Here is a 21,686-nt window from a genome sequence, read left to right as displayed (position 1 = left end):
CGGCTACAATCCGCCCGCTCGATCGGCTTCGGTCCCGCGTGCCTTCAAGTCTCAGCGTGTCTTATCAGTGACATCTTACAAAGAACGACGACATCGTCTCCTGCGCTGGTGGGGAGGGCTGCTGCTCACCACCTTGGTCCTGCTGCTGTTGGTCAGTCTGCGTTACTTCGAGGTCATCGACCTCGACGGCCGGCCTGCATCGCTGCTGTTCCGGGCCAGCATGCTGGTGGGGCACTTCACGACGCTCGCAGCTGTAGCCCTGTTGCCCGCCCTCGTGCTCATCGTCTTATGGCCGCGGCCGCGGCTCGTGATTCCCCTTGGAGTGCTGCTCGGGGCGGCCACTGTCGCCTTGGTGTTGATCGACACCCAGATCTTTCAGCTCTATCGGTTTCACATCAACGCCGGCGTGCTGAACCTGTTGTTCGGCGGCGCCGCGGCCGAGACGTTCGTGTTTTCAGCGGCCATGTACGCGCAGGCGGGTTTGATCGCGGCGGCGATCCTGGCGGCCGTCGGCATCGCATGTGGCTGGTTCTGGCGACGCCTGGCCAGCGCGCCGCAACGCTCGCCAATGCGAAGGGCCATCGTGGCGGTGATCGTCACCTCGCTGTTGAGCTTTCATCTCGTGCACATCTGGGCCGATGCCGTGAGCTACGAGCCCATCCTGGAGCAGACCGAAGTATTGCCGATGCGCTATGCGGCCACCGCGAAACGCATGCTGCGCTCGTACGGTGTGGCCTTGCCCAACGTGCAGGTCGCTCACACCGAGCACAGTGGCAAAGCTTTGTCGTATCCGTTGCAGCCACTGGCCTGCAAGTCGCCGGAGAATCCGCCCAACATCGTGGTGATCGCCATCGATTCCTGGCGATTCGATGAGCTGAATGCCCAGGTGACTCCGAACATCGAGAAGTTCGCGCAACGCTCTGCGCGATTCCTCGATCATTACAGCGGGGGCAATGCCACGCGCATCGGGATGTTCTCGTTGTTCTATTCGATTCCGGGTACGTACTGGCATCGCATCCTCGCAGAGCGCCAGGGACCGGTTCTGATCGAGCAACTATTCCGGCTCAACTATGACGTGCAGGTGTTCCGGAGCGCGCCGCTATACAGCCCCGAGTTCGATCGCACGGTGTTCTCACGCGTCAAAGGCGTGCGCATGCGTTCGGACGGCGACGATCCGGCCGCCTGGGACCGCGATCTCACCAACGATTTCCTGAAGTACCTCGAGACCCGTTCGGCAACCGGGCCGTTCTTCGCGCTGCTGTTCTACGACGCGCCCCACAGCTTCGCACATCCGAAAGATTATCCGCAGCACTTTCAGCCGGCCGCCAGCCACGTGAACTATCTGCAGCTGGACAACGAGACCGATCCCCTGCCGTTGCTGAATCGTTATCGCAACTCGCTGCACTATGTCGATTCGCTGGTGGGTGAAGCGTTCGCCGCGATGGAAGCGCGAGGGCTGCTGGAAAACTCGCTGGTCATCGTCACCGGCGATCATGGGCAGGAGTTCAACGACAACGAGCAGAACTACTGGGGCCACGCCAGCAATTTCACGCGCTATCAGACCGGCGTGCCGTTCCTGTTATATGCGCCGGGACTGGAGCCCAAGACCTACAAGCATCGCACCACGCACTTCGACGTGATGCCGACCGTGTTACACGACTATCTCGGCTGTGACACGCCGTTCCCGACGTACAGCGTCGGCGAGCCGCTGTTCGAGCCGGGCGGACGCGAAATCATTGTGATGAGCGAATACGCGGACTTCGCAATCAAACACGGCAACCAGACCGCCGTGGTGCGCAAGCATCGCATGGAGATTCGAGATGAAGATTATCTCGAGCTCGATACCAGCCTGGCGCCCGACGTGATCGCGGGCGCCCTCGAGCAGAAGGCGCGCTTCGTGAACGGCGATCTACGTTCGCTTCAGCGCTCGGGCGAAGGCGTCCGCCATGGCGCCGGCTCCCACTGACTCCGGCTCGCGCCGCTGCTGCTGACGCTGCGGCGGGCGTGAGTCGCGATCCCGCCGGAAATCGCCGGCGGCATTGTCTCGCACACGCTGCGCCGAGTCTTCAAGGCGCATGGTCAGGGCGATGCGCTTGCGCTGCTGATCCACTTCCAGCACTTTGACCTTGACCACGTCGCCAGCCTTCACCACTTCGCGCGGGTCCTTGACGAACTTGTTAGACATCATGGAGATGTGCACCAGCCCGTCCTGGTGAACGCCGATGTCCACGAACGCGCCGAACGCGGTGACGTTGGTGACCACGCCTTCGAGGATCATGCCCTGTTGCAGGTCCTTGAGCTCCTCGACGCCTTCCTTGAAGGTCGCGGTCTTGAACTCCGGTCGCGGGTCGCGGCCCGGCTTTTCCAGCTCTTTCAGGATGTCCTTGATGGTGGGCACACCGAACTTCTCGTCGGTGTATTTGGCCGGGTCGACTTTCTTCAGGGTCGACAGGTCGCCGATGACTTCGCGCACCGGTTTTTTGAGATCGGCGAGAATGCGCTCGACCACGGCATAGGCTTCCGGGTGCACCGCCGAGGCGTCGAGCGGGTTGTCGCCGTTCATCACGCGCAAGAAGCCGGCCGCTTGCTCGTAAGTCTTGTCACCGAGACGCGGCACCTTCTTGAGGCCCGCACGATTGGCGAACGCACCGTGCTCGTCGCGATAGCGAACGATGTTCTCGGCCAGCGTGCTCGACAAGCCCGAGATGCGCGCCAGCAGCGCGGCCGACGCAGTATTCACATCGACGCCGACGGCGTTCACGCAATCCTCGACCACCGCATCGAGGCTCTTGGCGAGCTTGGTCTGGCTCACATCGTGTTGATACTGACCGACGCCGATGGACTTGGGATCGATCTTCACCAGCTCGGCCAGCGGATCCTGCAAGCGGCGCGCGATCGACACGGCGCCACGCAGGCTCACGTCCAGATCCGGGAATTCCTTCGCCGCGAGCGCCGAGGCCGAGTACACGGACGCGCCCGCCTCCGACACCACGATCTTGGTGAGTTTCAGGTCCGGATGCGCCTTGATCAGATCGCCCGCGAGCTTGTCAGTCTCGCGCGAGGCGGTGCCGTTGCCGATGCTGATCAGATCGACATTGTGCTTCTTGGCCAGCAACGCGAGGTGCGCAATGGTGCGATCCCATTCGTTACGGGGCGCGTGCGGGTACACCGTCGCGGTCTCGAGCAGCTTGCCGGTGCGATCGACGATGGCGACCTTGACGCCCGTACGCAGACCGGGATCGAGGCCCATGGTGGCGCGCGGCCCCGCCGGAGCAGCGAGCAACAGATCGTGCAGGTTGTGGGCGAACACGCGAATCGCCTCTTCTTCCGAACGCTCGCGCAGCGCCGTCAACAATTCAGCTTCGAGCTGCCATGCCAGCTTGACCTGCCACGTCCAGCGCACCGTCTGCAGCAGCCATGCGTCGGCGGGCTGCTTGCGATCGGCGATGTTGTGACGGGCGGCGATCTTCAGCTCGCACGCATTGAACGGCGCCTGGCCGGTGGCCGGCGGCGGCTGCATGTCTTCCGGCAGCTTCAACGAAACCTTGAGCAACTCGTCTTTGCGACCGCGGAACAACGCGAGCGCACGATGCGAAGGCACGGTCTTGATCGTTTCGCTGTACGCGAAGTAGTCGCGAAACTTCGCCGCCGCCTCTTCCTTGCCCTCGGCCACCGTGGACACAACCACGCCGTTGTCCTGAAGGTGCGAGCGGAGATTAGCGAGCAACTCGGCGTCTTCGGCAAATTGCTCAATGAGAATGGTGCGGGCGCCTTCCAGCGCGGCCTTCACATCGGCGACACCGGGGTTGTCGTCGCCCTGCGCATTCTTGAATGCGGGTTTCAGATATTTGGCGGCTTCGACTTCGGGCGTCAGCGAACGGTCGGCGAGCAGCGCGGCGGCGAGCCCATCGAGCCCCGCTTCGCGCGCGATCTGCGCCTTGGTGCGACGCTTGGGCTTGTACGGCAGGTACAGATCTTCCAGGCGCTGCTTGGTCTCGGCAGCCTCGATGCTGGCGCGCAGCTCGGGTGTCAGCTTTTTCTGTTCATCGATGCTGGCGATGATGGCGGCGCGGCGCTCTTCCAGCTCGCGCAGATAAGACAGCCGCTCCTCCAGCGTGCGCAACTGTGTGTCGTCCAGGCCGCCGGTCGCCTCTTTGCGATAGCGCGCGATGAACGGCACCGTCGCGCCTTCATCCAGCAATGCTACGGCGGCGCTGACTTGCTGCGGCTTGGCGCCGAGCTCGGTGGCAATGCGGGATTCAATCGACGGGAGCATGGGGTCCGATCCACAGTGCAAAAACGAAGTCGCGCACTATGAAGAAGCGATCCCGGCACGACAAGGCTTGAGATTCGTGCGGGAGTGTTCTAAGGCAAAGTTCTGTCATGGCGCCCCGCGCGACGGCCGGCGGCGGTATTTTCCCGGCGCCGTTCATCTCGTTTCCATTCAAGGAAGTCTGGGGGATTTCACTGTGCGGACACAACTGAATCCGGCTGCGTCGAGCTGGCGCGCATGCAGCCTGGTTGCGCTGGCCCTGCTGTTCACGATTGCCGCCGACGCGCGCAATCTGTCGCTGCCGGAGGCCAGGCCCGAAAGCGTCGGCTTTTCGTCGGAGCGCCTCAAACGCCTCGACGCTGGCATGAAAGCCATCGTCGACAGCAAACAACTCGCTGGCATCGCCACGGTGGTCGCACGACGCGGCCAGGTCGTGCAGCAGCTCACTTACGGCCAAGCCGACGTGGACGGCGGCAAGGCTATGCAGATGGACAGCATCGTGCGCATTTATTCGATGACCAAGCCCATCACCGGCGTGGCGATGATGATGCTGTACGAACAAGGCAAGTGGAAACCTTCCGATCCGATCTCGCGCCACATCCCCGAATTCAAGGATCTCAAGGTGTTTGCCGGCCACGGCGCCGACGGTCAGCCCACGTTGGTCGCGCCGACGCATGCGCCGACGATGGGCGAGCTGATGTCGCATACCGCCGGCTTCACTTACGGCGTGTTCGGCAGTACGCCGGTGGACAAGCTTTATCAACAGGTGGAGCCGCTCACCGCCACGTCGCTGCAGGACTTCATCGAGCGCATGGCCAAGCTGCCGTTGCTGTATCAGCCGGGCGAAGGCTGGGTGTACAGCGTGGGCGTGGATATCCAGGGTTACCTGGTCGAGAAGCTGTCCGGCCAGCCGTTCCCCGACTTCCTGCGGGAACGCATCTTCGAACCGCTGGGCATGAAGGACACGGCCTTCTATGTACCTGAAGACAAGATGTCCCGGCTGGCCACGATTTATTCCTGGAGCGCCGCAGGTCTGAGGCCGATGCCTCATGACGTGAACGTCAACGAGTTGCCGCGGTTGCCCTCTGGCGGTGGCGGACTCTATTCGACGGCCGCGGATTATCTGCGCTTCGCGCAGATGCTGGCGAACAAAGGTCAGCTCGATGGCAAGCGCCTGCTGGCGCCGAGCACGGTCGCGCTGATGACGGCCAATCATGTACCGGACGTCGTGAAGAATCAGAACGGCAAGTTCGGCATCGGCATGTATCGCATGCAGCCCGGCTTTGGCTTCGGTTACGACGTTGCCGTCTACGAAGAGCCGCTCCGAGTCGGCAGCCCCGCTGGCAAGGGCACCTATCTGTGGGATGGCCTCGCCGGCACGTGGTTCTGGATCGACCCCACCAACGAGGTGGTGTTCCTTGGCATCATCCAACGCCGCGGCGGACCGCCCGGCGCGCCCAACATCGAAGACCTGTCACGCCAGCTCACCTTCCAGGCGCTGGTCGAGCCCGCGAAGTAACTTCCGTGTCGCCCTCCCGTTGAACGCTGGTCGAGCCCGCCAGGCAATTGCTCTATCGCCCCGTCCTTGCAGGCGATCTCTCCTGGCTTTGAAGCCTCCAGAGAAAGAAAAGAATGAACTCCCCCTCCCGTTCCACGGGAGGGGGCCGGGGGTGGGCTCTTCCTAAAACTTCTGCCCGAACTTCAAGCCAATCAGCCTCGGCTGATTAGTCACAATGTACGGCTTCGTGCACATCTCCTCGCGACACTGCGAGAACCTGCTGATGTCCGCACGCTTGTCGAACGCGTTGTTGACGAACAGCTCGGTCGTGAACGACCCGTTGCTGATACCGACCGCAAAATCGGCGATCCCATACGGCCTGTTGTTACCCAAGACCGCCGAATCGAACGGTACCAGCGCCGACCGCGTCTCCGACTGATAAACGAACGCCGCCTGCGCGAACGCGTCGAGCGAACCGATTTCGAAGCGATAGCGGCCGGTGACATTGAATTTGTAGTCGGGCACCACGGGCAGTTCCGTCCCGTCTTTGGCGCCGCGCTGAATCAGCGGACCTTCCGGATCGTGCGGATTGGCGCCAAGGCAGTCGTCGAACGGCAACGGCTCGCCGTTCGCGACGACCTCGCAAAACTCACCGCGCAACTCCGCGTCGAGCACGCTCAATCCGCCCGAGATCAACAAGTGCTCGGTGGCTGCCCATTCGATATCGGTCTCGATGCCGGTGATGCGTGCGCCGCCGGCATTGGTGATATTGGTGAGTCCGTTCTCGCCCAGGAACGAATACTGAAAATCGTCCCAATCGAGCAGGAACACCGCGCCGTTGAAACGCAGGCGGTTGCCCAGCCAGGTGGTCTTCCAGCCGACTTCGTAGTTCTTCAGATAGTCGGCTTCATACGGCGGGAACGTACCGCGGCGATTCACGCCGCCGGGGCGGAATCCTTCCGAGTAGGTCGCGTACATCATGCGCTGGTCGTCGAACTGATAAGTCAGGTTGACCTTGGGAGTGACACCGTCTTCGTCGACGGTCCGATCCAGATTTTTACAAGGCGCGGTGCCGACCGAGGTATACGGCACGAAGCCGGAGCGATCGCCGATCTCATCGCCCGCGAAGACGCTGCACAACGCCTCGCCGCTGGTGCCGCTGCTGCTGTAACCCTCGCCATAGCCGAAGAAGCCTTCCAGGGAGTTCTCGGCTTTGAACCATCGGGCGCCGCCGGTCAGCGTCAAGCGCTCCGTGAGATCGAAGCTGAGCTCGCCGAACACGGCGTAATCCCGGTCCACGCGCTCCTGCTCGGTCAGCCAGATGGTGTCCTCCCAACCGGTCACCTCGTATAACGCCGTGAGGTCGTCGACCTTGTAGTTCTGTTCGATGCCGTGTTGCTGACGCTGGAAGAACAAACCGCCGACGAAACGCACGCGCTTGTCGGAAGGCGTCGAAACACGTAACTCGTGACTGTGACGTTTGTAGCGATCCTTCCATTGGATGTATTGCGTTGGATCGATGGTGACGCCATCGTCGTTGTACAGCGTGTAGCCGTAAGCAATGTCGTAGAATAGCGAGTAGTCGGAGTAGTCCTGCTCCACGTCGACATCGCGCTTCAGATACGAGCCCGCGTACACCACGTCGAGGTTGGCGATCTTGCCTTCGACGGTCAGCGCGGCCTGGGTCCAGCGATCGTCAGCAGTCTCCGGCCGATAGCGCGCCACGTTCAGATCGCCGAGGCTGGGATCGTATGCAAACGCGCCCTTCGACTTCTGCTGCTGATGCATGAGTGTCGGCGTGACCGTCCAGCTCTCATTCAGGTCGATACGCAAGGCGGCGCGTGCACCGTGGGTGTCGACTCCGTTGTAATCCTCTTCGGCGCGGTCGGCGTTATTGATGGTCACTTCGGCCGTCGGATACAAACGATCCCGCGCGACATTGCTGATGTAGCCCGCATCATGCTTGCTCCAGCCGACCAGTCGGATCGCGGCCTTGTCGTTCAACGGCAGGTTGGCGAAGCCCTCGGCGATGTAGCCCGTTTCGCCATCGAGCAGGTTGCCTTCGATGTCGTAGCCCGCCGTGAATTTGGTCGGATCGGGCTTGTTGGTGATGATTCGAACCGTGCCCGCTTGCGAGCTGGCGCCGTACAGCGTGCCTTGCGGGCCGGCGAGCGCTTCCACGCGAGCGATGTCGTATACGTGCACATCGAGCGCGCCCTGGATGGTGGTGATGGGCTGCTCGTCGAGATAAATGCCGACGGTGGGCAGCGAGCCGGAGTGGTTGCCGTTGTCACCGCTGCTCACGCCGCGGAAGAACACCCGGCTGAAACCGGGACCGAACGAAGTATAGGAAAGACTCGGCAGAAACTTGGCGTAATCGTCGAAGTCCGAGACGTGCAGTTCTTCGAGCTTCGCGGTGCCTAGCGCAGTGATGCTCAGCGGCACCTCCTGCAGGTTCTCCTGTCGCTTCTGCGCCGTCACGATTACCTGTTCGAGCACCGCGCCTTCGCTGGTCGTGCTTTGGCCGGTTTGCGCCACCGCGGGGGTCATCGTGACCGACAGCGCGGCGGCCAGGGGAACCGACAGGGATGTTCGACTTTGCCAGGGCCGACGCCAGGAAGGCTCCCGGGGTCGATGTTCTCGAGCATGCCAGCGACGCGTAACCATCTTGCTCTCCCCATGTTGTAGCCGCGCGTGGCCGCGGCGCTTCGATATCACTAGTGCGGTCGAATCAGCCTCTCCGGAACCTCGGGATAGGACTCGAGCACCGGCCCCAATGCCTGCTTCAGGGGCTCGAGCCATGCTTCATAGTGCTGCCAATGATCGACGCCGTCGCGATAGATGGGCCGACGCACCTGTTCGGAGCTCGCCGTGCGCACGGCGCGCTCGTTCTCATAGAAACGCAGGCAACGCTCATCGAACGGCAGCTCGCAGTAGTCGAGCAGCCGGCGCACCTCGGCTTCTGTGTCGGCGACCATCGATTCGTAGATCACTCGATGCACGCGACCGGGCAGGACGGCATCGAAGTGCGCCATCAGTTCGACGTAGTCGCGATAGTAGCGACCGATCTCGACGAGCCCATAAGTAAAGTGCTGGCCGCGCGCGAAATGTTGTTTGAAGCCGGAGAAACAACAGCCCATCGGATGCCGCCGCGCGTCGATGATCTTGGCGCGTGGCAGGATCAGTTGGATCAAGCCGAGGTGCGCGAAATTGTTCGGCATCTTGTCGATGAAGAACGGCGCATCGCTCTTGCGCTGGATGCGCGTGTTGGCGATGTATCGATCGCCGAGCTCACGCAGCTCGTCTGCGGACAGCTCCGCCAGAATCTCTGGATATTTGGAATCGCCGCCGCGGGCGCGACCGCCGCCCAGTGACCGCGCCATATCGATGATGTCGGGCAACTCCATGGTGCCCTCCACCAGCGGGTGACTGGAAAGGATCTGCTCCAGCAACGTCGACCCGGCGCGCGGAAGGCCGACGATGAAGATCGGATCGGGCGCGGACGATCCCGAGCCAGCGTGGGCGCCGAAGAATTCCCTGGTCAGCAACTGCCTGGAACGCAGCATCTGCGCCGAGTTCTCGTCGGCGTCATACTGAACCAAGTCTCGCCGCAGGCGATTGCCCTGCTCGTAGTGCTCGAACGACTGCGCATAGTCGCAAACATCCTCGAATGCTTTGCCCAGCGCGAAATGAAAATGGAACCGGTCTTCGACACTCAGCTCGGCGCGTCGCAGCTGCGCCTGCATGGCCGCGATATCCTGCTCGCTGAAGCGGAACGTTTTCAGATTCGCCAGGCTCCAGTACGCCTCGCCAAGCTGCGGCGACAGTTCGATAGCGTGCCGATAGGTCGCGACACACTCACTCGACTGGCCAGCCGTCTTCAATGCGTGGCCGTAGCTCATCCAGACTTTGGCGTTGCTGGGATATTCCTTCACCACCTCTGCATAAATGTGCAGAGCGCGCTCGTATTCGCCGGCGCGCGCCAGTACGGCCGCTTGCAGATTGCGATAGCCGGGATTGCGTGGGTCGCTGCCGAGCAAACATTCCAGCTGCTGCAACGACTTGTCGAGCTTGTTCTGTCGGTGCAGCACATAGGCATAGTTGTGTCGCGCGCCCTGGAAGCTCGGTGCAAGCTCGAGGCAACGTTCGAGCAACACTTCCGCATCGGCATAACGGCCGAGGCGCGCCGCCACTTCTGCGAACATGCGGATGGCCGCGACATCCGTGGGATGTTGTTTCAGATGTTCGCGCAGCAGCGCTTCGGCGACGGAGATCCGGTTCTCCGCAAGCGCCACACCCGCTTCGAGCAACTGCGGATCGCGCGTCGAATAGCGAATGTGTTGCGCATAGGCGCGATCGGCGCCTTCGGCATCGCCCGCGGCGTTGAGATGGTCAGCTAACGTGCGCCACGCGTCAGGAAAATCGGGCTTGAGCTCCACGGCGCGCCGCAGAGCCGCCACGGCTTGATCGCCCTGGCGGTTCGCTCCCAATGCGAGGCCCAACTCGAAGTGAGCCGCGGCCCATCGAGGCTGCTGTTTGCTGAGCGCCGTCAGAACCTCGATCGCATCAACCAGCGACCCGGAGCTACGCCGCGCCACTCCCAATAGGAGTTGGGCTACCGGATGACCCGGCACGGCTTTGAGAATCTCGCTCGCCTGCTCCGCCGCCGCCGACGGATCTTCCCGCAGCAGATGCCTGGCATGCGCCAGGGCTACTTCCAGAGTCCCGACCGGTTCCGGCGTTGCGCTCATTCGTCAGCTGGCCAGTGACAACACGCGATCCCCACACCACGACATCCCATGATAACGCCGCCCACACCCGCCTTCGCAAATGCTGTTTGCGATGCCCGCGGCGGGTCTTGCGGTAAAGCAGAGCGTCTGCCAGCGCGATCTGATAGATTTTCGCGCTTCGTTTTCTCCAGGGGACACCACAAGAATGCAGCCCACTCATGCGCGCGGCGTGATGCGTCGCCATGTCATGACTCCCTTGCTGGGTGTTTTGTTGAGCGCCTGCGCAACCGCTCCGCAGTCGCAGGCGCCGACTCAGCAAGCAACCACTGCCACGGCGTCGAACACGCCTGCTCCGTATACATCGACCTATCGAGCTCGTGCATCGCAAGCGACGTTGATTCGTGGTGCGACCATTCTCACCGGCACCGGCGCTCGCATCGACAACGGCGATGTGCTCATTGTCGACGGTAAAATCGCCGGTGTCGGTACACAACTGAGCGCGCCGGCCGGCGCCAAGGTCATCGACGCGAAGGGCCGCTGGGTCACGCCCGGCCTGATCGACGTGCACTCGCATCTGGGCGTGTACCCCAGCCCGGACGTGGATGCACACAGTGACGGCAATGAGATGGTCGATCCGGTGACCGCGCAGGCCTGGGCCGAGCACGCGGTGTGGCCGCAGGATCCCGGATTCCAGGCCGCACTCGAAGGCGGCGTCACCACTCTGCAAATCCTGCCGGGCTCGGGCAACCTGATCGGTGGCCGCGGCGTCACGCTCAAGAACGTACACGCTACCACCTACCAGGCGATGAAATTTCCCGGAGCGCCACAGGGCCTGAAAATGGCGTGCGGCGAGAATCCCAAGGGCTACTACGGCGAAAAAGGCCAGGCGCCGATGACGCGCATGGGCAACGTCGCCGGCTATCGCCAGGCGTTCGCCGACGCACAGGCGTATCGAGACGAGTGGGACAAATATCGTCGCGAGCTGGCCGAGTTCGAAAAGAAACAACAGGGCCCGGGCAAGAAAGACGAGCAAGCCAAGCCGCCCTCGCCGCCCAAGCGCGACCTGAAGTCCGAAACTCTGGTGGGCGCCATGAACGGCGAGATCATGGTGCATATCCACTGCTATCGCGCCGACGAGATGGCCATCATGATCGACCTGGCCAGGGAGTTCGGCTTCCAGATCGCTGCCTTTCATCACGCGGTGGAGGCCTACAAGATCGCCGATCTGCTCGCCGAAAACGGCATCTGCGGCGCCGAGTGGGCCGACTGGTGGGGCTTCAAGATGGAAGCCTTCGACGGCGTGATGGAAAACCTCGCGCTCACCGACATGCCGAAGAACGGCTGCGCCGTGGTCCATTCAGATTCGGCGGAAGGTATACAACGACTCAACCAGGAGGCCGCCAAAGCGATGACTCGTGGCGTGCGCATGGGCCTGGATATTTCACGCGAGCATGCGATGAAGTGGCTCACCCTGAACGCGGCGAAGGCGCTGGGCATCGATGAGGTCACCGGCACGCTGGAGGCCGGCAAGATGGGCGACGTGGTGATCTGGAACGGCGATCCGTTCAGCGTGTATGCGCTGGCCGAGCAGGTGTTCATCGACGGCGCGCTGGTCTACGACCGCGCCAATCCGCCGACCCGACCCGCTTCGGACTTCCTGCTTGGCCAATACGACGCGACTGAAGGGAGCGCGCAATAATGAGAACCTTGATCGCTTCTTTGCTGGTGATCTGCGCCAGCAACGCCGTCGCGCAGGACGTTTTGATTCGCGGCGCGACCGTGCACACGGCATCATCCAAAGGCACGCTCACCAACACGGACGTGTTGATTCGGGACGGCAAGATTCACTCCGTGGGCAGCGGACTTTCCGCTGACGGCGCCGTGAGCATCGACGCCAAGGGTCGCGCACTGACTCCGGGCATGTTCGCCGGCTTGAGCACCATCGGTGTGGAGGAAGTCAGCCAGGAAGAAACCGCCAACGACGCTGCGCTCAGCCTCGGAGCGCCAGCCTACGAGATGCAGTGGCGTCCGGAGTTCGATGTTTCCACCGCCTATAACAGCCGCTCGGTGGTCGTGCCTGTCACGCGCATCGAAGGCATGACGTGGACCGTGTTGGCGCCGGGCACCGCACGCGGCAGCAACTTCCTCGCTGGGCAAGGCGCCGCCGTGACTCTCGACGGTCGTCGGGACGCGGTGCTCGACGGTAGCCGCTCGTTGTTCATCAACCTGGGTGGAAAGCTGAACTCGCTGTCCGGCGGCAGTCGAGCCGCGCAATGGATGCTGCTCGAGCAAGCCGTGCACGAAACGCGCAATCGCATCTCCGACGACAAAGCATTGATGCATCCGTTGGGTCGCGAAGTGTTCGGTCGTTATCTCGCCGGCGGCCGGGTGGTCTTCCACGTCGATCGTGCGAACGATATCGTCAAGACCGTCTCGCTGGCCAAGCGTTATGGCATCAAGCCGGTGATCGCCGGCGGCGCCGAGGCTTGGGTGGTGGCGGAAGAGCTGGCCGAAGCGAAGGTGCCGGTCATCCTCGATCCTCTGGCCAACCTGCCAAGCTCGTTCGATCAGATCGGCGCGCGCCTGGACAACGCCGCTCTGTTGCACAGGGCCGGCGTGAAGATCACATTCTCGCAATTCGAGGATAGTCACAACGCGCGCAAGGTGCGACAGACCGCGGGCAACGCCGTCGCTCACGGCATGCCCAAAGAAGCCGCCATCACCGCGTTGACCGCCGATGCCGCGGACATCTTCGGGCTGGGCGCGAGTCGCGGCCGGATCGCTCCGGGGCAAGCCGCGGACCTGGTGTTGTGGAGCGGCGATCCGCTCGATGTGACCAGCGTCGCCGAGCAGGTCTGGATTGCAGGCAAGGCCATCGAAATGCGCTCGCGTCAGCTGGAGCTGCGCGATCGCTATTTCCAGCGGCTGAAGCAGGTGACTTCCAAATAGCCGTCAACCCCGCGGGGCATGTTGCGTTATTCGGTGAACGCTGGAGAACCAGCGCAATCCGAACTCTCTCGAGGAACGCAACATGTCCCGCAAGTTTTTTCCCACCGTTTGCTTGATATTGCTCGGCGCGCCAGCCATGGCGCAGGTGCGCGGTGAAGGAATATTCGAGCGCGCCGATACCAATAACGACGGCTCGATCACGCGCGAAGAATTCGTGGCAGCGCGCCAGGACCAGTTCGCCAAGTTCGATCGCAACTCCGACGGCCACATCGACAGCAGCGATATTCCCAAACGCCTGGCCGCGCGCCGCCAGCGCAGCGGCGGCGCCGACTTCGTGGTCGGCCAGTTCGACGCCGATGGCGATGGCCGAGTCACCAAGGAAGAGTTCGTCAACGGACCGACGTTGATCTTCGATCGCGCCGATACCGACAAGAACAACGTGCTCGATCCGAAGGAGCTGGCGGCGGCTAAACAAGCCGCGCAGAGCCGCCGTCGCTAGCCGGGCATTCACGGCGCCCCGGACCAGATCGAGTCGTTCTTCATCGCGGACACGAATAGCAGGCGCGCGTTCAGACCGGCGCGCGCCATGCCGTCGATTTCATATAGCGACTCGAACGAATCGGCGCCTGCTGCCTTGCTGGCGATCTCCGCGACGCCGGCGCGATGTGACAGGGTTTCAGCCACATGCATCACGCCGTTGTCGCGCGTTCCGGAGATAACGACCACGCGATTGCCGTTCGGCCCCGCGAAAGTCGAAAAGTAGCCGAAGTCACGGAACGCTCCGCCCTCGCTTCCCGTGGGCATGGCGGTACTCACGTAAGTGGTGCCGGTCTGAATGTCGTGCAGCTCATCGAACGATCCGCCCAGCGCCAGCCGTGACTGCGCGAACACTCGGTCGCCCAACATGCCCATGCCGCTGATGTAACCGACATACACAACGTGTGTGGACTTCAGCACGCTCGCATTCAGCTCGGACAACAACGTGACCCGCACCGGCTTGCCTGCGTTCAACACCGGCACGAGGTCCTGCAAGGCGAAGGCGCTCGCCGCCGGCAGGTAGGTGAGGTCGAGATTGCGATAGCGACGCATCTGCTCGGGATTGAGCTGCACGTGATCGAGGAAGTCCTGGTTGGAGTTGATGTAGAACTCGCGCACCAGGCGTTGCACGTTGCTCGCCTCGTCCACTTCGCCCAACAGGAAGTAATCGCCGACCACCACGGTGATGGGCAAGTCATCTTGCAGCAGCGGTTCCCAGATCGCGCTGTGGCGGACCGCGCTCAGATTGCGATCGTGAGCATCGAACGTCAGCACGTACGTGAGCACGGCGCCGCATACGAAGGCAGCGAGCGCCGCCAGCGCCGGCTTCAACCACCGCCGCCGTGGCGGCGACGGCTCGGGTGGCGCAACCTGAACGGGAGGCGCGACCTCCACCACCGGCGGCGCGGGTGCGAGCGTCGCGACCGGCTCCAGCACCAATCGGTATTCACCCTTGGGGATGGTGATGCGAGCGTCGTATTGCGTGAGCGAGCGCGTCGCGAAGTCCTCCAGCCGCCGTCGCAGCTTATGAACATAAACGCGGACCACCGAGTCCTGAGCGACGTCGAAGCTGGCGCTCTTCCCAAACACCTGCAAGGCGATCTCGATTTCTTTGGGCGCCTCGCCCGATAGTGAACGCGCCAGCAGAAATTCGAACAGGCGCGACATTGCGCCGGGCTTGCCGAGCAGCCCGCTGGCGCGAAACAGCTCCGCCTGTCGCTGCAGCTCGTCCACTGCCGTCATGACCGCCCTGTCAGTGGCTGATGAGGTCCTCATCGTAGGGTTTTTAACGTTAAGTAACGTCATCGGAAACAGTAAATTACTGGAGGTTCGCGCGCTTCGGCCACTACTGTGGTCCCCGCTCAGTTTGCCCGAGCCCGAAGCGCCGCGCGGTAACACGTCGGTCACCGAGAGGCTCGCTCCTTCGGCCACTTCGGGGACGCCGCTTTGCTCTCGTATCGCCCGCTCGTCGCAGCTTCGCTGCTCAGCCTGACCGCCTGCGCGCTCGCCGAAGAGGCGGATCCTCTCGAGGAAATTCTGGTCACGGCTCGCAGCATCGAAGATACGTTGCCGGTCGAGCTCGCTCGATACGGTCACGATGTGGAATACGTCAGTGCCGATCGCATTCGGGCGGCGGGCTACGTGGACGCCAGCACCGCTCTGCAGTTCGAGGTGCCGGGCCTGTTCGTCTCACCCGGCAGCGGCCCGTTCGACTATGTGGACGTGTCGCTGCAAGGCTCGCGACCGGGCGACGTGCTGTGGCTGGTGGACGGCGTGCGCATCAGCAACCGCATCTTCAACGAGACCAGCCCGGATACGCTGCCAGCCAGCATGATCGAGCGCATCGAAGTGCTGAAGGGCGGCGAGAGTCTGTTCTATGGCACGCAGGGGGTGGCCGGCGCGATCAATATCGTGACTCGGGGTTTTTCCGAACAGGCCGGCGGCAGCCTCGCGGTGAATTACGACAGCAACGACGGTTATCAGATCGGTGGTTACGCGCGGGGCTCGATCGGCCGACACAAGTTCGTGGTCTACAGCTCGAAGAACCAAGGCGACGGTTATCGGCAGTACGACCGCTTCCAACCCAGCACCACCGATCGCGAGCGCGGCTACGATGTCACCAATGTGGGGCTTAAATACGGCCTGGACTTCAACGACTCGCTGCGGCTCGATCTGCTTTACCACCATACCGATGCGCGGCTCGACAACAACCAGCCCATCAAGACCAAACGCAGTTATAACGATCGCGATGAAGACATCGTCAGCGTCAAGCTGGCGTACGACGCGAGCGAGCATGTGCAACTGGTGGTCAAGGCTTATCTGCACGATTGGGACACGACTTACGCCAACATCCAGAACCGTCCGCTCACGGGCGAGGAAGTGGTGGTGTACGCCCCCGGAACTTACTGGGGCTTTCATGACTACGGCGGCAGCGCGCTGATGAAAGTGCGGCCGGGCGGACTGCTCGATTATCACGTCGGCTACGACTACCAGAACTACAAAGCGCGCGACGACGTGTTCCCCATTGCTGGCGAGACCGAAACGGTGCATGCGGTGTTCGGCGAAGTGCGGACGGCACAGCATGCGTTCGACAACGTCAGTGTGGCTGCTGGCGCTCGCTACAACCGCGGCAGTGGCGGCAAGCACGCGACGGTGTGGAATGTGAGCGGGCGATATACATTCAGCCGCGCGTTGTATCTCGAAGGCGTGGTTGCGACCGCGTTCCTTTTGCCCAGCGCCGAGCAGCTTTACTACATCGGCGAGGATGATTACGCGGGCAACCCCGACCTGGAGCCGGAGCAAAGCCAGAACCTGAATCTTTCTGTCGGCGGCAGCATCGCATCGGATGAAGGCCCGATTGCCTGGCAGCTCACCGGGTTTGCGCGCGATGTCGACAACCTGATCGACATCGGCGCTCCGACGGAAGCGTTCCCCAATGGCCGCTATGAGAATCTTCCTGGCGTCACGGAGGTGCGCGGCCTGGAAGCGTCGCTCAGTGCGCCTGTGACCGGTAGCCTCAGGACCAGCTTCAGTTACACCTACAGCGAGTCACGTCCCGAACGGTCGGATCTGCAAATCTCGCGCGTTCCGGTGAGCTATGCCAAAGGCTCGCTGCACTTCACTCCTTCGCAGCTGCCGCTGGATGCGAGCGCAACTGTCAACTGGGTGGGCGACGTATATCAGCCGCTGCGCACGCTTGGCCGTCGCAACTACGGTAACTATGTGACCCTCAATCTCGCCGCGCGCTGTTTCGTGGGCAGTGCGCATCGCCATCAGGTCGGCGTCAATCTGCAGAACGTGTTCGATGAAGAATATGCAACGCGTCTGGTCGAAGCGCAGCTCGACGACGGCAGCGGGGCGTTCCTTGCGCGGCGCTTGGGAGTGCCGAGAACTTACGGCATCACGTACACCTATGAGTTCTAGCCTGTGAGTTCCGCTCTCACACCGCCCCCTTGGGACCTCCTCATGTGACCACTGAGCCTCGCCGGCCTGCTCATCTCCATCACCAGCATGATCATCGGCTGGCGCCGCCTGCGGGCGTAAGCGGCGTTCCAATTGGCTGCCCGGCCAGTTGTGAATCCTCAGCATCCGCATTTCCCGCGGCTGAAGATCTCCAAGCCTGAACCGTTCGAATTCGACGGGCGCCTGTGGAAGGACGGTGGCGAAAAGCGCCGGGCCCGCACCAGTAAGTCCAAGTAAAAAGGGCGCCCGAAGGCGCCCTTTGTCGGAACGAACCGAACAGCCTGCTCACGCGGCCTGAACGGCGAGCAGGCGAACGCGAAGGTACTGCTGGCGCAGGGACTCTTCGAGCTCGCGCACGCGAGCAAGGAATTCGTTGTGCTCGATATGGTCGATGACGGCTTTCCTGGCCGCTTCGACGCGCTGCTGCTGCAGGGCTGCCCAGCGAGCCAGGGTTTCCTTGTAGTGCTGCACTTCGGTCTCGAGCGACTGGCGGAGCGCAGCCAGGCGGCCGTGGTCCTGCAGCTGGCCGAGCTTCTCTTCGGCCTTTTGCAGCTGACGCTGCACCAGGGCCTGGCGGATCTGGAATTCCGGCACGCGCTTCAACGAGCGCGCCAGGCCCAGGAACTTGCAGGCGGAGATCAGCCACTTGGTCGGATCCCACTGGTACCAGCGGATGCCGTTGCGATAGTCCCACTGAAACAGGTGGTGATAGTTGTGATAGCCCTCGCCCCAGGTGAACAGCGCCAGCAGACCGTTATCGCGGGCGGTGTTCTCGGTGGTGTACGGGCGGCTGCCCCAGTAGTGGGCCAGCGAGTTGATGAAGAACGTGCAATGGTGGCTCACCACCAGGCGCAGGAAGCCGCCCAGCAGCAGGCTGCCCCAGATGTCACCGTGCATCCAGCCCAACAGCAGCGGGACGCCGACGTTCATGCCCACGGCCAGCGGCACGTAGTACTTGTGCTGAAAAGCCACAATGGGATTCGCTTCCAGATCCTTGGCGTTGCGGAAATCCTGCTTGCCGCTCTCGTAGTTACGCAGCATCCAGCCCAGGTGCGAGAACCACAGGCCGCGCTTCGCCGAGTACGGATCATGGTCGACATCGTCGACATGGCGATGATGAGTGCGGTGGGACGACGCCCACACCAGGATGCTGTTCTGAAGCGCCATTGCGCCGAACAGCATGTAAAAAATCTGCAGTGGCTTGGAGGCCTCGTAACTGCGATGCGCCCACAGGCGGTGATAGCCGGCGGTGATGGACATGCCGTTGAGCGCCCACAGCACGAAGAAGCTGACCCATTCGAAGCCGTCGAAGCCGAAGGTCGCCGCGTACCACGGAAATACCGTCACCACCGGAATGGTGGAGATCAAAAACATGATGATCGCGGGCCAGTTCAGCGGCGCGCGTGTGGTCGAGGCATCGGTCATCGGTACTCCATCGGAAGCTTGAGCCATGGATCCTAGCAGGGGTGCGCCAGGATTTCCGCGCAATAATGTCTCAGAGTGACCCGGTCCGTACTTCGTTCGTACTACGGACCGGGTTCAGGGATTGCCCTAAAGGCTAACGCTAAATTGCGTGACGCAGTTCTTTGTTCAAGCGCCGGCCCAACTCTTTTTCGAATCAGCGCTCGGCCAGCGCGGCTACCAACGCGCCACGGGCGGTGGCTGTCAGTGGATCGCTGGCCATGCGCACCTCGCCGATCTGGAACGGCCACGAGCGACGGCGCAACGCCTTCTCGAAGCGGTCCCGGAAGCCGTTGGGCTTGGAGGTGCCGCCGGCCAGCACGATGGGCATGGGCTGATCGTTGCGCGGCAGTTTTTGTGTTTTTTGCACGGCGCGCCCCAGCTCTTCCACCAGCGACTCGATCAGCTTGTCGTAGTAAATGTGCAGCGCCTTGTCGATCTTGTCGCCACCCTCGCGGGTCAGATCCAGCGTCTCCTCCTTGATCGCCTTGACGCGCGTGGCCGGCTCGTTGACCACGGCACCCACGGAAGAATCGATGTAGTCGCCGCCATGCCCCAGGCTCATGGTGAGCGAAGGAATCGACAGGTACGAGATCGCGACGTTACACATGCCGCCGCCACAGGAGATGCCGATACCGGTGAAGCCTTCCTTCGCGAGCTCCGCCAGCACCACCGCGAGACCTTCGTTCACGGCGAGCGGCGTGTAACCGCGGCCTTTCAGATAACGTTTGATGGTCTCTTCGTGATACGTGAGCTCATGGCCTGTCTCGGTCGCGGCCGCCGGCACGGAGAACGCCAGCAACTCACCGGGATTGCGCGACACCGGCACGAGCGTGCTGAGCACCGTTTCCAGCACATGCGTGGCCATGGGCTCGCTCGGATTCAGGATTCCCTTGGCCATCGGCCGGCGCACGTTGGCATTGAAGATGTGCGCAAACTTTTCCGAAGCATCGCCGTAGACGATCAAGCGATCGTCCTCGCGGTAGAACGGCGTGCGATTCGCCTTGAGTCCTTGCTCGTGCAACGCCGAGTACGGCACGTCGAAAAACGCATTGAGCTGCGATTCGGTGTGCGGCGAGACGTTGTCGCCACGCGCGGAAACTACCTTGCTGGTGCCCACATCGAGGCCGATGCGGGTGCGGGTCCCGCTTTGGCTCTGGCCGGTGTGGCTGCCGGAGCCCGACGATTCCGAGCCGTGGTCGTTACGATCGTCCATAGCGTTACCCTCTTCTGTCTGCAGTCTGTGGAGCCGGTGTCTCCAACTCCGGCTCTGCCGAAGTGGGAGTGGGAATGGCGGCGCGCCAGCGGCGATACTGCGCCTGACGCTCGCGCCGTAAATCATCGAGTGACATCGCGCGCTCACGCGCCTCGTCGGCCAGTTGGCGCTCGGCCGCGATCAGGCCGGGCCAGCGCTCGCCCATGGTGCGCAGGAACTCGCTGTCGTAGTTGAAGCCGAACAGCGAAACGCTCGGCAGCGTTTGCGAATACAGATCGGGCAAGCCAAACGCCTCGAACGGAAAGCCGCGCGCCCAGTCCAGGTGATATCCGATGAGCCCGCGCTTGGGCGACACGCTCACCAGCCCGTGCGTCACGCACATCTCCGGCGCGATCGAAAATCGCTGCCGCAAGTAGTGTGTGAGATTGCGACCCGCGATCAGTTGCGCCCGCGTGATCGGCAGCGTGCGCCCGCCTTCCCAGCGCGATTCGAACGATACGCCCAGGAACGCCGAATTCAGATCCAGATAAACCTCACCGCCTCTGGACCACACGCCATGCCCGGCGTGATTGGCGCGGCTCTCGTCGTCGACGACGCGATACACGCGACCGAAGCGATCGATCAGGTAGTTATAGGCCTGCTCGCGCCTCACGAAGCGCAGCAGCGCCTCCGAGCCTCTGCGCAACTCTTTCTCGTAGTCGGGTTCGAGCGGCCACAAGTCGCTTTCGGACGTATGGAAAAGAATGCCAATCGGCCGCGAATGCCGGGTCGGCAACAGCTGACCGGCGCGCGAATGCACTCGGTAATTACGCGGCGCGCCCTTCACGGTGTACGCGGTCTCGATGCGCAAACCGTTGCTATACAGCTCCCAGTCCGGGCCGCGGTCCGCCAGCCACAACATGCTCGGCACGATGCCGAGATCCTCGGCCTCGAGCGGCTCCGCGACAGGCGCCTGATTCACAGTCACATCAGCTTCGACAGGCGCGGCAGTCAGCGTCGGCTGCACCGCCAGCGGCGCAGTCGCGGATTCGATGGCAGTGGCATTCGCCTCTGTAGACGAGCCAACGGTGGACGCCATGGGCTCGGGTGCATCGCTGCTCCACTTATTGACTTGCCAAGCGATGATGGCAACCAGCACCGGCACGAACAACAGAGCCGCAGCAGTGGTGCCGACCACCACGCGACGCGCGGTTTTGCGAGCCGCGAGAGTGCGATTCGCGACCGCCTCGTCGGCGACTCCGTCGAGCGCCAGCAAGCCTTTCAATCGATACCAGGCGCGGCGGGCAGGCGGGATGGGTACGAACTGCACGAGGGCGCTCTTGTCGCCCTCCTTGTTCAGCGCGCCCTGCAGATAGCGCAGCTTCACCACTGGATCGTCGATGTCATCCGTGATGCGTGTGAGCTCCTCGCCGCATTCGCGGCTCACGGGAGGCCGCTCGCGCCGATAGCGCTCGGTCGGCGAGCCACTCGCTGCAGCCGTCATGAGCCGGCCATCCATCCAACGAAAACAATGGGATGCACGTTATGCCTGCGAACATTCTGCGTTGCAATCAGGGATTA

13 protein-coding genes are annotated in these 21,686 nt (G+C 62.6%); 6 read left to right on the top strand and 7 right to left on the bottom strand.

The window, feature by feature from the left end:
- Positions 1-67 precede the first annotated feature (67 nt).
- Positions 68-1,966, top strand: a complete 1,899-nt coding sequence (locus JM946_RS26400; protein WP_203170423.1) for a DUF3413 domain-containing protein — start codon at positions 68-70, stop codon at positions 1,964-1,966.
- Here JM946_RS26400 and JM946_RS26395 read toward each other — a convergent pair.
- Positions 1,910-4,276, bottom strand: a complete 2,367-nt coding sequence (locus JM946_RS26395; RefSeq protein WP_203170422.1) for a Tex family protein — start codon at positions 4,274-4,276, stop codon at positions 1,910-1,912. The two genes, JM946_RS26400 and JM946_RS26395, sit on opposite strands and share 57 nt — an antisense overlap.
- A 193-nt stretch (positions 4,277-4,469) precedes the next feature.
- On the opposite strand from JM946_RS26395, the gene JM946_RS26390 reads away from it, so the two are divergent.
- Positions 4,470-5,792: a serine hydrolase domain-containing protein gene (locus tag JM946_RS26390; RefSeq protein WP_203170421.1), complete on the top strand. Its 1,323-nt coding sequence runs from the start codon at positions 4,470-4,472 to the stop codon at positions 5,790-5,792.
- A 162-nt stretch (positions 5,793-5,954) separates the two neighbouring features.
- Here JM946_RS26390 and JM946_RS26385 read toward each other — a convergent pair whose 3' ends face one another.
- Together JM946_RS26385 and JM946_RS26380 are read right to left on the bottom strand one after the other, a co-directional pair.
- A complete protein-coding gene (locus JM946_RS26385; RefSeq protein WP_203170420.1) occupies positions 5,955-8,321 on the bottom strand; it encodes a TonB-dependent receptor in 2,367 nt (788 codons plus the stop codon).
- 167 nt (positions 8,322-8,488) lie between these two features.
- Positions 8,489-10,522, bottom strand: coding sequence for a tetratricopeptide repeat-containing sulfotransferase family protein (locus JM946_RS26380; protein ID WP_203170418.1), 2,034 nt, complete (start codon positions 10,520-10,522; stop codon positions 8,489-8,491).
- A 79-nt stretch (positions 10,523-10,601) separates the two neighbouring features.
- On the opposite strand from JM946_RS26380, the gene JM946_RS26375 reads away from it, so the two are divergent.
- From JM946_RS26375 to JM946_RS26365, 3 genes are all read left to right on the top strand, one after another.
- Positions 10,602-12,200 (top strand): amidohydrolase, encoded by a 1,599-nt coding sequence (locus tag JM946_RS26375; RefSeq protein WP_407700604.1) that lies wholly within the window; start codon positions 10,602-10,604, stop codon positions 12,198-12,200.
- Positions 12,200-13,450: an amidohydrolase family protein gene (locus JM946_RS26370; protein WP_203170414.1), complete on the top strand. Its 1,251-nt coding sequence runs from the start codon at positions 12,200-12,202 to the stop codon at positions 13,448-13,450. The genes JM946_RS26375 and JM946_RS26370 overlap by 1 nt, the downstream gene beginning before the upstream one ends.
- Positions 13,451-13,532: 82 nt before the next feature.
- Positions 13,533-13,949, top strand: a complete 417-nt coding sequence (locus tag JM946_RS26365) for an EF-hand domain-containing protein (RefSeq protein WP_203170413.1) — start codon at positions 13,533-13,535, stop codon at positions 13,947-13,949.
- A gap of 8 nt (positions 13,950-13,957) precedes the next feature.
- Here the strand turns inward: JM946_RS26365 and JM946_RS26360 are convergent, their stop codons facing one another.
- A complete protein-coding gene (locus JM946_RS26360) occupies positions 13,958-15,229 on the bottom strand; it encodes a hypothetical protein (protein WP_203170412.1) in 1,272 nt (423 codons plus the stop codon).
- 204 nt (positions 15,230-15,433) lie between these two features.
- Here JM946_RS26360 and JM946_RS26355 point away from each other — a divergent pair, with 204 nt between their 5' ends.
- Entirely contained in the window at positions 15,434-17,410 is a 1,977-nt protein-coding gene (locus tag JM946_RS26355) for a TonB-dependent receptor plug domain-containing protein (RefSeq protein ID WP_203170411.1), read from the top strand.
- Between the two features lie 324 nt (positions 17,411-17,734).
- Here the strand turns inward: JM946_RS26355 and JM946_RS26350 are convergent, their stop codons facing one another.
- The 3 genes from JM946_RS26350 to JM946_RS26340 all read right to left on the bottom strand — a co-directional run bounded on the left by JM946_RS26350 (position 17,735) and on the right by JM946_RS26340 (position 21,609).
- Positions 17,735-18,874 carry a fatty acid desaturase gene (locus tag JM946_RS26350; RefSeq protein WP_203170410.1) on the bottom strand — a complete coding sequence of 380 codons (1,140 nt, stop codon included), beginning with the start codon at positions 18,872-18,874 and terminating at the stop codon, positions 17,735-17,737.
- Positions 18,875-19,067: 193 nt separating this feature from the next.
- A complete protein-coding gene (locus JM946_RS26345; RefSeq protein ID WP_203170409.1) occupies positions 19,068-20,126 on the bottom strand; it encodes a cell division protein FtsA in 1,059 nt (352 codons plus the stop codon).
- A 4-nt stretch (positions 20,127-20,130) separates the two neighbouring features.
- Positions 20,131-21,609 carry a peptidoglycan recognition protein family protein gene (locus JM946_RS26340; protein WP_203170408.1) on the bottom strand — a complete coding sequence of 493 codons (1,479 nt, stop codon included), beginning with the start codon at positions 21,607-21,609 and terminating at the stop codon, positions 20,131-20,133.
- Between the last annotated feature and the right edge of the window lie 77 nt (positions 21,610-21,686).

The sequence above is a fragment of the Steroidobacter gossypii genome, from assembly GCF_016801985.1.
GTDB classification, from domain to species: domain Bacteria; phylum Pseudomonadota; class Gammaproteobacteria; order Steroidobacterales; family Steroidobacteraceae; genus Steroidobacter; species Steroidobacter gossypii.
The sequence above is the reverse complement of the archived record's forward strand: the minus strand, read 5'-3'. Positions and strand labels throughout refer to the sequence as shown.

Bases quoted from the DNA above. Each gene is read 5' to 3' on its own strand.
- JM946_RS26395 (WP_203170422.1), bottom strand. From the start codon at position 4,276: ATGCTCCCGTCGATTGAATCCCGCATTGCCACCGAGCTCGGCGCCAAG.
- JM946_RS26385 (WP_203170420.1), bottom strand. From the start codon at position 8,321: ATGACCCCCGCGGTGGCGCAAACCGGCCAAAGCACGACCAGCGAAGGC.
- JM946_RS26380 (WP_203170418.1), bottom strand. From the start codon at position 10,522: ATGAGCGCAACGCCGGAACCGGTCGGGACTCTGGAAGTAGCCCTGGCG.
- JM946_RS26375 (WP_407700604.1), top strand. From the start codon at position 10,602: ATGCTGTTTGCGATGCCCGCGGCGGGTCTTGCGGTAAAGCAGAGCGTC.
- JM946_RS26370 (WP_203170414.1), top strand. From the start codon at position 12,200: ATGAGAACCTTGATCGCTTCTTTGCTGGTGATCTGCGCCAGCAACGCC.
- JM946_RS26365 (WP_203170413.1), top strand. From the start codon at position 13,533: ATGTCCCGCAAGTTTTTTCCCACCGTTTGCTTGATATTGCTCGGCGCG.
- JM946_RS26360 (WP_203170412.1), bottom strand. From the start codon at position 15,229: ATGACGGCAGTGGACGAGCTGCAGCGACAGGCGGAGCTGTTTCGCGCC.
- JM946_RS26350 (WP_203170410.1), bottom strand. From the start codon at position 18,874: ATGACCGATGCCTCGACCACACGCGCGCCGCTGAACTGGCCCGCGATC.
- JM946_RS26345 (WP_203170409.1), bottom strand. From the start codon at position 20,126: ATGGACGATCGTAACGACCACGGCTCGGAATCGTCGGGCTCCGGCAGC.
- JM946_RS26340 (WP_203170408.1), bottom strand. From the start codon at position 21,609: ATGACGGCTGCAGCGAGTGGCTCGCCGACCGAGCGCTATCGGCGCGAG.